4 protein-coding genes and 1 pseudogene are annotated in these 16,064 nt (G+C 65.7%); 2 read left to right on the forward strand and 3 right to left on the reverse strand.

Annotation, left to right across the window (positions count from 1 at the left end; translation table 11 throughout):
• Window positions 1–12,797: pseudogene (locus FR943_RS26320) on the forward strand (non-ribosomal peptide synthetase); the annotation flags it as partial.
• A 391-nt stretch (window positions 12,798–13,188) separates the two neighbouring features.
• On the opposite strand, the gene FR943_RS04455 reads toward FR943_RS26320, so the two are convergent.
• Both FR943_RS04455 and FR943_RS04460 read right to left on the reverse strand, forming a co-directional pair.
• The gene (locus tag FR943_RS04455; RefSeq protein ID WP_217155149.1) at window positions 13,189–13,854 is read right to left on the reverse strand and encodes a methyltransferase family protein; all 666 of its coding nucleotides are present in this window, start codon (window positions 13,852–13,854) and stop codon (window positions 13,189–13,191) included.
• A 28-nt stretch (window positions 13,855–13,882) separates the two neighbouring features.
• Window positions 13,883–14,899, reverse strand: coding sequence for a hypothetical protein (locus FR943_RS04460; protein WP_308170462.1), 1,017 nt, complete (start codon window positions 14,897–14,899; stop codon window positions 13,883–13,885).
• Between the two features lie 27 nt (window positions 14,900–14,926).
• On the opposite strand from FR943_RS04460, the gene FR943_RS26735 reads away from it, so the two are divergent.
• Entirely contained in the window at window positions 14,927–15,268 is a 342-nt protein-coding gene (locus FR943_RS26735; RefSeq protein ID WP_308170463.1) for a hypothetical protein, read from the forward strand.
• Here the strand turns inward: FR943_RS26735 and FR943_RS04465 are convergent.
• A complete protein-coding gene (locus tag FR943_RS04465; protein WP_217155151.1) occupies window positions 15,265–16,062 on the reverse strand; it encodes a GAP family protein in 798 nt (265 codons plus the stop codon). The two genes, FR943_RS26735 and FR943_RS04465, sit on opposite strands and share 4 nt — an antisense overlap.
• Window positions 16,063–16,064 lie beyond the last annotated feature (2 nt).

Raw genomic sequence — 16,064 nt, forward strand, 5'->3', positions numbered from 1 at the left:
GATGAGCATGTGCTGGTGGCGGTGGTGCATCACATCGCCGCTGATGGTTGGTCGGTGGCTCCGCTGGTGGCTGATCTGGGTGCGGCGTATGCGAGCCGGTGTGCGGGAAGGGTGCCGGATTGGGTGCCGTTGCCGGTGCAGTATGCGGATTACTCGTTGTGGCAGCGGTCGTATCTGGGTGATCTTGCCGATCCGGAGAGCCGTATTTCGGGGCAGTTGGCGTACTGGGAGCAGGCGTTGGCCGGGTTGCCCGAACGGCTGGAGCTGCCGACGGACCGGCCCTATCCGCCCGTTGCGGATTACCAGGGCGCCAGCGTGGCAGTGGAGTGGCCGGCGGAACTGCAGCAACGCGTTGCCAGCGTGGCCCGCGAACACAATGCCACCACCTTCATGGTCGTCCAAGCCGCATTGGCACTGCTGTTGTCGAAGCTCAGCGCGAGTTCTGATGTGGCCGTGGGGATCGCGTCTGCCGGGCGCAACGACCCCGCACTCGACAACCTCGTCGGGTTCTTCGTCAACACGTTGGTGCTGCGGGTGGATCTCTCCGGCGATCCGACGGTCGGCGAGCTACTGGATCAGGTGCGGCGCCGCGGTCTGGCGGCCTTCGAGCATCAGGATGTGCCGTTCGAGGTGCTGGTCGATCGGCTCAACCCAACCCGCAGCCTGACGCATCATCCGCTGGTGCAGGTGATGTTGTCGTGGCAGAACCTGTCCTGGCAGCACAGTGCGGATTCCGCCGCCGGCCTGTCCCTGGGCAATGTGACGGCATCCCCGCTTCCCGCACAGACAAATACCGCGCGCACGGACCTGACTTTTGCACTGGGGGAACGCTGGACGGAGACCGGCGCGCCCGCGGGGATCGGAGGGACAGTGGAGTTTCGAACTGATGTCTACGACGAGGCGAGCGTTCGGCGGCTGATCGAGCGGCTGCGCCGGGTGCTGACGGCGATGACCGCCGAGGTAGAGGCGCCGTCATGACCGCCGATCTGTCCCGTCGGCTGTCCGCGATGGATTTCCTGGACGAGGACGAGCACGAGCAACTGTTCGGGTGGGGTAATCGCGCGGTGCTGAACGGCCCGGTGGTGGTGCCAGAGTCGATTCCAGGGATGTTCGCGCGTCAGGTGATGAGTGCGCCCGACGCGGTGGCCGTCGTTTTCGGCGGGTCTGAGATGTCGTATCGGGAGCTGGATGAGGCGTCGAATCGGTTGGCGCAGGTATTGGTCGACCTCGGCGCCGGGCCGGGCCGTTCGGTCGCGGTGTTGTTGCCCCGATCGGCCGATGCGATCGTGGCGATTCTTGCCGTCCTGAAAGCCGGCGCTGCATATCTGCCGATTGATCCGAAGCATCCGGATGCGCGGATCGAGTTCATGGTCGGTGATGCTGCCCCGGTTGCGGCGGTGACAACGGTGGAACTCGCCGGACGCCTGGACGGCTGCGGGGTGCGGCTGGTCGATGTCGAAAATGCCTTGGCCGCAGTAGCCCCTGACGATCCGCTGCCGGTTCGCGCCTCGGATGACGTTGCATATTTCATCTACACCTCGGGGACCACCGGTGTGCCGAAAGGAGTGGCGATCACCGACGGCAATGTGGTGCGCCTGCTGGGCACTCTCGACACGGAGCTGGGATTGTCGGATCAGGTGTGGACGCAGTGCCATTCGCTGGCGTTCGACTATTCAGTGTGGGAGATCTGGGGCGCGTTGCTGTATGGCGGTCGGTTGGTGGTGGTGCCAGAGTCGGTTACGCGGGCACCGGAAGAGCTGTTGGCGTTGTTGGTCGGCGAGCAGGTGACGGTGTTGAGCCAGACGCCCTCGGCGTTCTACGCACTGCAATCGGCTGAAGCGCTGGTGCCCGAGCTGGGCGGTCAACTGACACTGGAGACCGTGGTCTTTGGTGGGGAAGCGCTTGAACCACAGCGGCTTCGGCCATGGCTGGACAGCCACCCGGGCTCACCTCGGTTGATCAACATGTACGGGATCACCGAGACGACGGTGCATGCGTCGTTCCGGGAGATTGTGGCCGAGGACATCGAGGACAGTGTCAGTCCGATCGGTGTGCCGCTGGCACACCTGGGCTTCTTTGTGCTGGATCAGTCGCTGCAGCCGGTGCCGGTCGGCGTGGTGGGTGAGTTGTATGTGGTCGGTGCCGGTTTGGGACTTGGATATTGGCGTCGTGGTGGCTTGACCGCATCGCGGTTCGTGGCGTGCCCGTTCGGTGGTGCGGACACACCCGCGGCACGCATGTATCGGACCGGCGACCTGGCGTCCTGGGGTGCCGATGGGCAGCTGCGGTATCTGGGCCGGGCCGATGAGCAGGTAAAGATTCGCGGTTACCGCATCGAGCTCGGCGAGGTCCAGACTGTCCTTTCGGAGGTCGACGGGGTCGATCAAGCCGCGGTCATCGCGCGGGAGGACCGGCCGGGGGACAAGCGTCTTGTCGGATATGTCACGGAATCATTCGGCGGGGCTGTCGATCCGGGCCAGGTGCGGGCGGTGCTGGCGCAGCGGTTGCCCGGCTATATGGTGCCCGCCGCGGTGGTCGTCCTCGAAAGGCTCCCGTTGACGGTAAACGGCAAGCTGGACAAGCGGGCCTTGCCGGCGCCGGAATACCTCGACAGCGATCGTTACCGGGCCCCGAGCACCGTCACCGAGGAGATTCTGGCCGGCATCTATGCCCAGGTGCTGGGCCTGGAACGGGTCGGGGTCGACGACTCCTTCTTCGACCTGGGCGGAGATTCACTGACAGCCACCCGGCTGATCAACACGGTCAACGCCGGCCTGGATACCGACCTTCCGGTCCGTGCGGTGTTCGAGAGCCCGTCGGTGGCCGAACTGGCCACCCGTGTCACCGAGAGTTCAGGTGGGCGTGAGCCGTTGGTGTCGCAGCCACGGCCAGACGTCATCCCGTTGTCCTATGCCCAGCAGCGGTTGTGGTTCCTGGACCAGCTCGAGGGCCCATCGCCGACCTACAACATGCCGGTGGCGCTACGGATCACCGGTCTGCTGGACACTGACGCCCTTGGTCACGCGCTGGCCGATGTGGTGGGCCGCCACGAGAGCCTGCGCACCATGTTCGCCGCCCCGGGGGGCGTACCTCGACAAGTTGTGCTGCCCATCGCCGAGGCTGACTTCGGCTGGCGTGTCATCGATGCCGTCCACTGGCCGGCAACTGAATTGCAGCATGCCGTCGAAGCGATCACCGACCACAGCTTCGCTCTCGACGACGAGATCCCTTTGCAAGCCCGGCTTTTCCAGGTTGCCGATGATGAGCATGTGCTGGTGGCGGTGGTGCATCACATCGCCGCTGATGGTTGGTCGGTGGCTCCGCTGGTGGCTGATCTGGGTGCGGCGTATGCGAGCCGGTGTGCGGGAAGGGTGCCGGATTGGGTGCCGTTGCCGGTGCAGTATGCGGATTACTCGTTGTGGCAGCGGTCGTATCTGGGTGATCTTGCCGATCCGGAGAGCCGTATTTCGGGGCAGTTGGCGTACTGGGAGCAGGCGTTGGCCGGGTTGCCCGAACGGCTGGAGCTGCCGACGGACCGGCCCTATCCCTTGGTGGCCGATCATCGCGGTGCGAGCGTGGCAGTGTCCTGGCCGGCGGATCTGCACCAGCAGATCCGCGAGGTCGCCCGTGCGCACAATGCGACGACATACATGGTGGTGCAAGCGGCGCTGACGATTCTGCTGTCGAAGCTCAGTGCGAGTTCTGATGTGGCGGTGGGGGTTCCGATCGCCGGCCGCGGCGACACCGCCCTGGATGACCTGGTGGGCTTCTTTGTCAACACGCTCGTGCTGCGCGTCGACCTGGCCGGTGATCCCACCGTCACCCAGGTTCTGGAGCAGGTACGAGCCCGCAGCCTGGCTGCTCTCGAGCATCAGGATGTGCCGTTCGAGGCCGTGGTGGATCGGCTCAAACCGGTCCGCAGCATGGCCCACCATCCGTTGGTCCAGGTGGCATTGGCCTGGCAGAACTTCACCGCCGACCCCGCGGCCGAATCGGTATTGGGTGCGGCACAGGTCAGCTCGCTGTCGGTCGACACACACGTCGCTCGGATGGACCTGACCTTCTCGTTGTCCGAACGCTGGGACGCAACCGGTGAAGCCGCAGGGATCGGCGGGACCGTCGAGTTCCGGACCGATGTCTTCGACGCGGCTGGCATCGATAAGTTGGTCGGCCGATTGCAGCGGATGCTGGCGGCGATCACCGCTGACCCGGGACAGCGGTTGTCGATGGTGGACCTGCTCGAGGCGGACGAGCGGCTGAGATTGGACCACATGGGGAATCGGCAAGCACTGTCGCATGCGGTGACGCCGGTGTCCATTCCGAAGCGTCTCGCCCAACAGGTGACCCGCAATCCTGAGGTCGTCGCCATCACTGGCAATGGGCGGGGAATGACCTACCGGGAGTTGGACCTGGCCTCAAATCAGTTGGCGCATATGTTGACCGGCCTCGGTGCGGGGCCAGGCCGGTGCGTGGCACTGTTGTTCAACCGGTGCCCCGAGGCGATCGTGTCGATCGTGGCGGTGCTCAAGGCGGGCGCGGCCTATCTGCCGATCGATCCTGCGCACCCCGATGCCCGGATCGATTTCATGCTCGCCGATGCTGCTCCGGTCGTGGTCGTGACGACAGCGGAGCTGGCCGGCCGGGTGGCCGACTGCGGTGTGGCCGTCCTCGATGTCGCCGATGCCCGGATCGCAGCACAACCCGACAGCGCCTTGCCGGCCTGCGCCCCCGACGATGTTGCCTACCTCATCTACACCTCGGGGACCACCGGCGTCCCCAAGGGAGTGGCCATCGCCCACCGCAACGTCACCCAACTGCTGGCCGCCGTGGACCACCGGCTGTCGCCGCGGGTGTGGGCACAGTGGCATACGTACGCGTTCGATGTCTCGGTGTGGGAGATTTTCGGTGCGCTGCTGCACGGTGGGCGGCTGGTGATAATCCCCGAGTCTGTGGCGAGTTCACCGGATGACTTCCACGCGCTGCTGGTGGCCGAAAAGGTCAGCATCCTGAGTCAAACTCCGTCGGCGGTGGGCATGCTGTCGCCGCACGGCTTGGAGTCGGCCGCCCTCGTGGTTGCCGGCGAGGCGTGTCCGGCTGAGGTGGTCGATGACTGGGCCACCGCCGGGCGGGTGATGATCAACGCCTACGGACCGACCGAGACCACGGTGTACGCCACGATCAGCGCTCCCTTGAAGAAGACCGGTCCGGGCCCGGCGGTTGTGCCGATCGGTTCACCGGTGCCAGGGACCTCCGTGTTCGTGCTCGATCCGTGGTTGCATCCGGTGCCCCCGGGGGTGGTGGGGGAACTGTATGTGGCGGGGCTGGGTGTGGGGTACGGATACGCACGCCGGGCCGGCCTCACCGCAACCCGGTTCGTGGCCTGTCCGTTCGACGAGAACGGATGGCGGATGTACCGCACAGGTGACCTGGCGCGGTGGGGCGCCGATGGCCAGTTGCAGTATCTCGGTCGTGCCGATGAACAGGTGAAAATCCGTGGGTACCGTATCGAGTTGGGTGAAATTCAAACCGCCCTTGCCGACCAGGAAGGGGTGCGGCAAGCCGCGGTGATCGCGCGGGAGGACCGGCCCGGGGACAAGCGGCTGGTCGGATATGTCACCGAATCGAGCACCGGGGTCATCGACGTGGCTGCGATCCGGACCGCCTTGGCACAGCGACTGCCCGGCTACATGGTGCCGGCGGCGGTGGTCGTGGTCGAGGCGCTTCCGTTGACGGTAAACGGCAAGCTGGACAAGCGGGCCCTGCCGGCGCCGGAATACCTCGACAGCGATCGTTACCGGGCCCCGAGCACCGTCACCGAGGAGATTCTCGTCGGCATCTTCGCCCAGGTTCTCGGGCTGGAACGGGTCGGTGTCGATGACTCCTTCTTCGACCTGGGCGGTGATTCGTTGTCGGCGATGAGGTTGATCAACGCGATCAACGCCGGCATGGATGCCGACCTTCCGGTTCGTGCGGTGTTCGAAGCGTCGACGGTCGCGGGTCTGGGTGAGTACCTGAGGCGTCACCAGGGCGGGTCGGCCAGACCGCGGTTGGTGCCGCAGCAGCGCCCGACGGTGGTGCCATTGTCATTCGCACAGCAGCGGCTGTGGTTCCTGGATCAGTTGCACGGCCCGTCACCGCTGTACAACATGCCGGTGGCGTATCGGATTCGTGGTGCGTTGGATACCGAGGCACTCGGCCGGGCATTGACGGATGTGGTCGAGCGTCACGAGTCGTTGCGCACGGTGTTTCCCGCGACCGCCGGAGTTCCGCGGCAGCTGATCATTCCGGCCGGGCAGGCCGAAGTCAGTTGGCAGATTGTGGATGCCGACGGCTGGTCGGATGCTCGGTTGGCGGAGGCCATCGGCGAGACGGTGGCGCATCCCTTCGATCTGACAAGTGAGATCCCGCTGCGGGCCATCGTTTTCCGGGTCGGGCCCGATGACTACGTGTTGGCCGCAGTCGTACATCACATCGCTGCCGATGGCTGGTCGGTGAACCCGTTGGTGGCCGATCTGGGCAGGGCGTACGCCGCGCGATGCGTGGGCTCCCCTCCGGAATGGTTGCCGCTGCCGGTGCAGTATGCGGATTACACGTTGTGGCAGCGCTCGTACCTGGGTGAGTTGGATGATCCCGAGAGCGGCATCGCGCGGCAGGTCGCCTATTGGGACCAGGCGTTGGCCGGGCTGCCGGACTGCCTGGAGTTGCCGACGGACCGACCATATCCGGAGGTCGCTGATCACCGGGGCGCAAGCCTGGCGGTGCAATGGCCGGTGCAGCTGCAGCAGCAGGTGGCGCGCCTGGCCCGTGACCACGGGACGACCAGCTTCATGGTGGTACAGACCGCCCTCGCGGTGCTGCTGTCGAAGCTGAGCGCGAGTTCTGATGTGGCGGTAGGGGTTCCGATCGCCGGCCGCGGTGACGCTGCCCTGGATGACCTGGTGGGCTTCTTTGTCAACACCCTCGTGCTGCGCGTGGACCTGGCCGGTGATCCCACCCCCGCCCAGGTTCTGGAGCAGGTACGAGCCCGCAGCCTGGCGGCCTACGATAATCAGGACGTCCCGTTCGAAATGCTGGTGGACCGGCTCAATCCGACCCGCAGCATGACCCACCACCCCCTGGTCCAGGTCATGCTGGCCTGGCAGAACTTCAACGGTCAGGGGCACACCCCGGCAGTTGAAGATCCGCAGCTGGGCGACGTCCAGATCAGCCCGCTCACTGCTGAAACATCCACTGCCCGGATGGATCTGGTGTTCTCGCTGGGCGAACGACTCGACGGGGACGGTGAAATGGCCGGAATCGGCGGCACCGTGGAGTTCCGCACCGATGTGTTCGACGCGGCCGGCATCGAGACGATGATCGAACGGTTGCAGCGGGTGCTGTCGGCGATCACAGCCGATCCCGAGCAGCCCCTGTCAGCGATAGACGTGGTGAGCACCGGCGAGCGCGCCTACCTCGACCAGATCGGCAACCGCGCGGTGTTGGCCGGAACCACCCCGCTCGAGATGTCCATCCCGACCGTGTTCGGCCGGCAGGTGGCCTGCAATCCCGAGGTTGTCGCGGTCACATGCGGTGGCCGTGGGATGACCTATCGCGAGCTCGACGAGGCATCGAACCGGTTGGCGCACTTGCTGGCCGATCTCCATGTCGGCCCGGGTGCGTGTGTCGCGCTGTTGCTGGAACGGTCGATTGCGCCGGTCGTGGCGATCTTGGCGATACTGAAATCGGGCGCGGCATATCTGGCATTCGACCCGGCACATCCGCAGGAGCGGATCGAGTTCATGCTCGCCGACGCCGCACCGGTGGTCGCGATCACCAGCGCGGAGCTGCGGTCGCGGCTGGACGGTTGTGGCGTACCGGTCATCGACATCGACGATCCGCGCATCGCCGCACAACCCGGCGGCGCCCCTGCCGCGACACCGGCGGCCGACGACACCGCCTATCTCATCTACACGTCAGGCACCACCGGCGTGCCCAAGGGCGTGGCGATCAGCCACGGCAATGTCACCCAGCTGTTGACATCGCTGGACCTCGGGCTACCCGCCCCGGGCGTCTGGGCGCTGTGCCATTCATTGGCTTTCGATCTGTCCGTATGGGAAATCTTCCAGGCGATCCTGCGCGGTGGACGGTTGGTCGTGGTGCCTGAGGCCGTGGCGAATTCACCTGAGGAGTTCCACGCTCTGCTTGCCGCCGAACAGGTCAGTGTCTTGAGCCAGACCCCCTCTGCGACTGCGACGCTCGCGCCGCAGGGCCTTGAGACGATGGACCTCGTTGTCGTCGGTGAAACCTGTCCCGTCGAGTTGGTGGAGCGGTGGGCCCCAGGTCGACTGATGCTCAACGGTTATGGACCGACCGAAACCACGATGGGTGTCGCGATCAGCGCGCCCTTGACGGGGACGGGGCAGGCCGGTTCAGCGGTTGTTCCGATCGGTTCGCCGGTACCGGGCGCCGCCCTGTTCGTTCTCGACCCGTGGTTGCGTCCGGTGCCACCGGGCGTGGTGGGCGAGCTTTATGTGGCCGGCCGAGGCGTGGCGTGCGGATATATCGGTAGGTCCGCACTGACGGCGTCGCGGTTCGTGGCGTGTCCGTTCGGTGGGTACGGCTCGCGCATGTATCGGACCGGGGATCTGGTGTCCTGGGGCGCTGACGGACAGCTGCGGTGTCTGGGACGGGCCGACGAGCAGGTCAAGATCCGCGGCTACCGGATCGAACTCGGTGAAATCTCGGTGGCCCTCAACGAAATCGACGGCGTCGACCAAGCTGTGGCCATCGCCCGCGAGGACCGGCCGGGTGACAAGCGGCTCGTCGGATACATCACCGGCACCGCGGACCCCGGCGCGGTCCGTTCCGCTCTGGCGCAGCGGATGCCCGGCTATATGGTTCCCGCCGCCGTGGTGGTCCTGGACGCGATTCCGCTGACGCCCAACCACAAGTTGGACAAACGAGCGCTGCCGGCGCCCGACTACGCCGGGGCCGATCGCTATCGTGCCCCGGCGACCCCCGCGGAGGAGATCCTGACCGGGATCTATGCCCAGGTGCTGGGTCTGGACCGGGTCGGAGTCGATGACTCCTTCTTCGACCTGGGCGGGGATTCGTTGTCGGCGACCCGGCTGATCGCCGCGATCAACACCAGCCTGGCGGCCGACCTGGCCGTGCGTACCCTGTTCGAGGCGCCCACCATCGCCGAGCTGGCTCCGCACATCGGTGACGGTGGGTGCGAACGTACTCCGTTGACCCCGCGTGAACGCCCGACGGTCATCCCGCTGTCGTATGCGCAGCAGCGGTTGTGGTTCCTGGAGCAGCTGCAGGGGCCTTCACCGATTTACAACATTCCCATGGCATATCGGATCAGCGGGACGTTGGACGTGGCGGCGCTGGGCCAGGCCATCGCCGACGTGGTGGGGCGGCACGAGACCCTGCGCACCGTATTCGCGACCGCCGAGGGTGTTCCGCGGCAGGTCGTCAAACCGGTCGAGGACATCGAACTCGGATGGGAGATTGTCGACGCGGCCGGGTGGCCGGAGGAGCGGTTGCGGGCGGCCGTCGGCTCGGCTGTCGGACACGCGTTCGATCTGGCCGTCGACATCCCGTTGCGAGCCACTCTTTTCCGGCTGTCCGAGGACGAACATGTGCTGGCGGCGGTGCTCCACCACATTGCCGCCGACGGATGGTCGGTTGCGCCGTTGGTGACGGATCTGGGAACCGCCTACGTCGCCCGCTGTGGCGGGCAGGCGCCGCAGTGGGCGCCGTTGCCGGTGCAGTACGTGGATTACACCTTGTGGCAGCGCGATCAGGTCGGTGAGTTGTCGGATCCCGACAGTCGCATCTCCGAACAGATGGCCTACTGGGAGCAGGCGTTGGCCGGGCTGCCGGAGCGACTGGAGTTGCCGACAGACCGGCCCTACCCACTGATGGCGGACTACCGGGGCGCCAGCGTGCCCGTGCAGTGGCCGGCGCAGTTGCAGCAGCAGGTGGCGCGGGTGGCCCGGGAGCACAACGCGACCAGTTTCATGGTGATTCAGGCAGCGTTGGCGGTGCTGTTGTCGAAGCTGAGCGGAAACTCCGATGTGGCAGTGGGCTTCCCGATCGCCGGCCGCAACGATCCGGCGCTGGACAATCTCGTCGGCTTCTTCGTCAACACCTTGGTGTTGCGGACAGACCTGGCCGGGGATCCCACCGCCGCCGAGGTGGTGGGCCAGGTGCGCGCGCGGAGTCTGACTGCCTTCGAGCATCAGGACGTACCGTTCGAGACGTTGGTGGAGCGGCTCAACCCGACCCGGAGCATGGCGTCTCATCCGTTGGTGCAGGTGATGCTGGCTTGGCACAACCCGACGGCTGACGTCGCGGCCGAGACCGGCTTCAACGGCCTGCGGGCCACCCCCGTCACCGCTGAAACCCACTCCGCACGTATGGATCTGGTCTTCTCGCTGGGTGAACGTGTCGGTGCGGACGGTACCGCCGGCGGGATCAGCGGGGCGGTGGAGTTCCGGACCGATGTGTTCGACACCGAAACCGTGCAGACACTGGTCGACAGGTTGGCGCGGGTGGTGGAGGCGATCAGTTCCGACCCGTTGTGCCCAGTGTCATCGATCGACGTCCTGGATGCCGGGGAACGGACCCGCCTCGACCAGATGGGCAACCGCGCCGTGCTGACGGAGCCCGAACCTGCCTGGGTCTCGATTCCGGCGATGTTCGCCGGTCAGGTCGCCCGGTCGCCGGACGCGATCGCGGTGAGCTTCGAGGACTCGGCGATCTCCTACCGCGAGCTCGACGAAGCATCGAACCGGTTGGCGCACCTGCTGACCGGTCTGGGTGCTCGGCCCGGGCAATGTGTGGCGCTGTTGGTGCAGCGGTCTGCGGCGGCCATCACGGCAATCCTGGCGGTACTCAAGACCGGCGCGGCGTACCTGCCGATCGACCCGATGCACCCCGATGCCCGGGTCCGGTTCATGATCGGCGATGCCGATCCGGTTGCCGTCATCACCGCCGCGGGTCTGGCCGGGCGGCTGACGGATTGCGGCGTGACGGTTGTCGATGTCGATGATCCGCGTATCGACACGCAACCGGGTACCGCGCTGCCGGACCCGGATCCGGACGGGGTCGCGTACCTGATCTACACGTCGGGAACCACTGGTACTCCGAAAGGTGTGGCGGTGCCGCACCGCAACGTCACCCAGTTGTTGGACTCTGTGGAGGTGGGCCTGCCGCGACCCGGGGTGTGGACGCAATGGCACTCTTATTCCTTCGACGTGTCGGTGTGGGAGATATTCGGGGCATTGCTGCAGGGTGGTCGCCTGGTCGTGGTGCCCGAGACGGTGGCCGGCTCACCCGGAGACCTGCACGATCTGTTGATCGCTGAGCGGGTCGACGTGCTGAACCAAACCCCCTCTGCCGCAGCGGCACTCTCCCCAGAGGGCTTGGAATCCACGGCGTTGGTGGTGGCCGGCGAGGCCTGCCCGACCGAATTGGTGGAACGGTGGGCGCCCGGCCGGCTGATGATCGACGGCTACGGACCGACGGAGACGTGGTATGCCTCGTTCAGCGCCCCCTTGGAGACGGCTGGAGCCGATGTTCCGATTGGTATGCCGGCGCCAGGGGCGGCCTTCTTTGTTCTCGACGGGCGGCTGCGCCAGGTGGCACCGGGTGTGGTGGGGGAGTTGTACATCGCCGGCCGGAGTGTGGCCTACGGGTATGCCCGACGGTCGGGTCTGACGGCGTCGCGTTTCGTGGCATGCCCGTTCGGGTCCGGGGCGAGGATGTATCGAACCGGTGACCTGGTGTGCTGGGGCGCCGACGGGCAGATGCGCTATCTGGGACGGGCTGATGAGCAGGTCAAGATCCGGGGCTATCGAATCGAATTGGGAGAGATCCAAACAGTTTTGGCCGACCTTGACGGGGTGGACCAAGCTGCGGTGATTGCCCGGGAGGACCGGCCGGGTGACAAGCGGTTGGTCGGCTACGTCACCGGCACTGCTGACCCGGCACAGCTGCGCAGTCAACTGTCGCAGCGACTGCCGGCTTACATGGTGCCGTCGGCCGTGGTGACGGTCGAAGCATTGCCGTTGACCGTCAACGGCAAACTCGACCGGCGTGCGCTGCCGGCGCCGGAATACGCCGAGGCTGATCGGTACCGTCCGCCCTCGACCGCCACCGAGGAGGTCATGGCCGGGATCTATGCCGAGGTGTTGGGGCTGGAACGGGTCGGGGTGGACGACTCGTTCTTCGACCTCGGTGGGGACTCGTTGTCGGCGACGCGGTTGATCGCAGCGATCAACCGCAGTCTGGATGCCGACCTTGCGGTACGCACCATATTCGGCGCACCGACCGTGAGCGGGTTGGCTCAGCAGGTGGGCAGGGGCGACAGTGCCGAGGAAGTGATCCCGGTCGAGGTTTTCAAGACAGGTGACGGAATTCCGTGGTGTTGCATCCACGACGGGTTCGGCTTGAGCTGGTCGTATCGAGCTTTGGATGCCTACTTGAGCGGGCCGATCATCGGTATCAACCAGATCTCACGGGGCGATGAGGCTGAGGTCACCTCCATCCGCGAGATGGCGGAGAACTATGCAGATCGCCTCCAAGCCCTCCATCCCGAAGGGCACTACAACGTTCTCGGATGGTCCTTCGGCGGCATCGTTGCCCATGCGATGGCCGTGGAGCTACAGCGACGCGGGTGTGAGGTTCGGCATCTGGTCCTGCTGGATCCGACGGTCAACGTCAAACGGATCATCTCGTCGAATCTGACCTGGGGGCAGAGCCGTGTCTTCAAACACATTCTGCGGACCAAGGGCGTCGCTGTGCCCAGGCAGTGGGGGCGCCTCGGGTACCGCGAAATCGAGGAGTTGGTTCGCCGACAGGAGCCGGTGGGCTTCGCGCTGCCGCCGAGCGGACTGATGGACTTCATGGCGAAAAACCTTGACACCAACTGGGATTTACTGATCGACCATCAACCCGAGTTGTTCGACGGCGACCTGGTCGTCTTCTCAGCGGCGCGACGGAGGAGTATCCCGGGCATACGGGTGCGGCACCCCGGTGTCCTTGCCCGGATGGCACTGCGATACCAGCAGAGAAGTTGGCGCCCGTACATTTCCGGCGGTGTCACCGAACACCGGGTCGATTGCACGCATTACGAAATGCTGGCCGCCGGACCGCTGGCCACATATGGAGACCAGTTCAAGGCCATGCGGTAGCGGCTCACCAGAGGCCGGGCACCAGCCGGTGGGGCACCTTCTGCATATAGGAGCCGTAACCGGTCAGCTCTTCACGGAGCAGTTTTTCTTCATCGCAAATCCGAAGCGCAAAAATCAAGGGGGCGGGAATGGCGAAAAGGAGCCCCCAGTACGAGCCGAGCGCGAGCGGTGTTCCGGTATAGAGGAAGGTGTTGAACGTGTACATGGGGTGCCGCACCAGCGCGTACACGCCGGTGGAGATCAGGGGTTGGTCTTCCTCTACCCGAATGGTGATGGCTGCGTGGCTGTTCTGTGCAAAGACCTGGGTTACGCCACCGATTCCGACCACTATCAGAACGAAACCCACCAGGCAGAGCGGTATCGGGACGGTGGACCAGCCGAATCGATGATCGAGAGCGCTGACCACCACCAGGGCAATCCAGAAAACGTACGTGGCAACCGACAAGACTTTTTGCACGCCCCTTGACTCGGACGCCATCATGCGACGTTCGAGTATGGCAGGCGACTTGCGCAGGAGATAGATACTCGCGACCCACGAAGCTGCCAGCAGGACTGCGAAAAACAGCCATGCCTGCCAGTAGTTCAGGGTGCCTGCCGGCACGAACAGAAGCAACCACAGGGCCGACATCAGAAGAAAGCCCGACAGGAGCATTTTGAGAATGGACTTCATGGACCCTCCCCGGCCATCGCCCGGTCGTTCACAGATACGTACCGGTGAGTGAGTATTCTGACAAGGCACTTGAAAGATCCTGGTGCAGATCGTCTTTCGAGTTGGATCGGCCCGGAAGGCAGGAAATCAGCGAGATGAAGATCCGCCCCTGCACCGTTCCCGCGAGCAGCGTCTGCACCCCGCCGTACCGCTGCATCGTCGCCGGGGCCACCCCGAGGTGGTGCAGTCTGAGGGCGAAGCGGTCGGTGTCCGCGCCGTCCGGTCGGGCGGCGGCGGCAGCGATCACACCGACATTCGATGCGCCGACGAGGTTGAACGGATTGCCCCTCGTTGCCCCACGTGCGGCGCTGAGGAACCGCCGAGGCAGCAACGGAACCAACGCATTCAGGAAGTCCTGGGGGTCGGGAACCTCCTGGTGCCGAATCAGTGCTTGTTTGACCGCAGCCCTGATTTCGCGCAGGTCGGTAGCAGCGGGTGCCGGGTCGACGGTGGCGCGGACACCGCTGATCGCGTTGGCGCGGGTGTCGCCCTCGGTGCGCTCGTTGACCGGAAGCGTCACGACCACCGAACCGTCGGTGGCCACCCGCCCGGCGCGCTGGGCGAGGCGCGCTGCAAGCCCGACGAGCAGCGTGTTGCTGGTCCCGCCGAGCGACTGCGCGCGGGCTTCCCACGCGGCCGCATCGACGAAGACCGTTGCGGTGGGGAGTATGTCGGATTCGTTTCCCGGCGAGGCGGGCGCAGGCGATTTGGACGGTGGGGGAGCCGCCGGTTCGGCTGTGTCGCGACCACCGCGGGCCAACGTGATCGAAGCGGCAATGGCACGGCCGATATCCGGGATGTCGCGCATTGTCTGCCGGGCGTCCTGGCGCACGGCCTGCCACCAGGTGCGCGACGCGGCGGGCGGCCAGCATATCGGGTCGACGCGGCCCAGCGATGCGTCGGCCACCGCCTCCCACAATCCGACGCCGTCGGTGATGCAGTGCGAGATGGCCAGGCTCAGACCGGTACCGCCGTCGGTGAACGGTAGTGCGGCAAGCCGCCACACCGGGCCCTGCTCGCAATCCAACGGACGATGGGCCTGCTCGTCGAGCCAGTCGCCGAACGCTTCACGCGGTTGTGCCGCAGCGTCTACTTCGAGATCACTGAAATGTTCCGGGGCTACCCAGCGACTGCGTCCGAATGGCAATGGGGACTGCGCGATACAGCGAGACAGCCGGCCCCGCTGCAGGTTCTGGTGGAACTCTTGCAGACCATCGACATCGATGGGCCGGTCACAGACCCAGACACACTGCAGAACCGTGTTCGATCCGGTCGCCTGGCCGAGATCGAACATGGCTTGGTCGAGCAGATCGAGTACATTGCTCGTCGTCGTACGGTGCGAGTCACGCGGCTTCGTCCGGTAGATCATGTCTAACTCGCCACGCCGCGCAGGAGCAGGAAGGCGCCGGCCACCGCCATGAGTGCCGCCACGAGCTTGCGTTGGTGGACGGCCGACCATTCGTGTAGCCGTCGCAGGACGGCGTGAGTTCGTTCCGGAGCCACCACGCTGTTGAGCAGAATGATTTCCTCGACCGCCAGTGCAACTATCACGTACACGGCGACCGCGGCGATCTGAATGTCGATCGCGACTCCGGACGCCACCACCACGGCAAGGATGAGAACGGCCGCGTCCGCCGGTGGCAGCACCACGAGGCCGACGACGAACGAGATCCACGGCGAGCCGGTGCGCCAGCCGCGGCGGATCCGGCCCAGCAGCCGCTGAACCGCAGACCGTCCTTCCTGGGCCGGCTCCTCCGATTCCAACAGCAGCGAAAGTGAAGACGGTGCGGTCTGACCGCCCGTGGACTGCTGCCTGCCCGTGTTCGACTGCGTCACCACCCCGCTGCGGGCGGACGCTCTGGACGACGAGCGCACGGCCATCAGCACGGATCCCGCCAGCAGAAGCACCCCGAGTCCGATCGCAATGTACTGGGCGGCAGGGCTTGTCGTCGGATGCGCAAAGTCCTTCACGAAGTTCGCCGAGGCCGGCATGGTGTGCAACAGGATCAGCGGGATGAACAGGCTGACGAGACCCACGATGAGCGCTCCGAGCCACCACGCAAGCAGGTTCTTGATCGGCCGTGGGCGGGACAACACCATGAGGATGATCCCGAGCCGCACGGGGTTCACCGTCGTCAGGAGTGCCAACACCAGTATCGGTCCCCACATGT

The organism is [Mycobacterium] fortunisiensis (genome assembly GCF_019050325.1).
In the GTDB taxonomy this organism is placed as follows: Bacteria; Actinomycetota; Actinomycetes; order Mycobacteriales; family Mycobacteriaceae; genus Mycobacterium; species Mycobacterium fortunisiensis.

Excerpts from the sequence above, each read along its gene's own strand:
- FR943_RS26735 (WP_308170463.1), top strand. The coding sequence starts at position 14,927 with ATGGGCCTGCTCGTCGAGCCAGTCGCCGAACGCTTCACGCGGTTGTGC.
- FR943_RS04465 (WP_217155151.1), bottom strand. The coding sequence starts at position 16,062 with ATGTGGGGACCGATACTGGTGTTGGCACTCCTGACGACGGTGAACCCC.
- FR943_RS04455 (WP_217155149.1), bottom strand. The coding sequence starts at position 13,854 with ATGAAGTCCATTCTCAAAATGCTCCTGTCGGGCTTTCTTCTGATGTCG.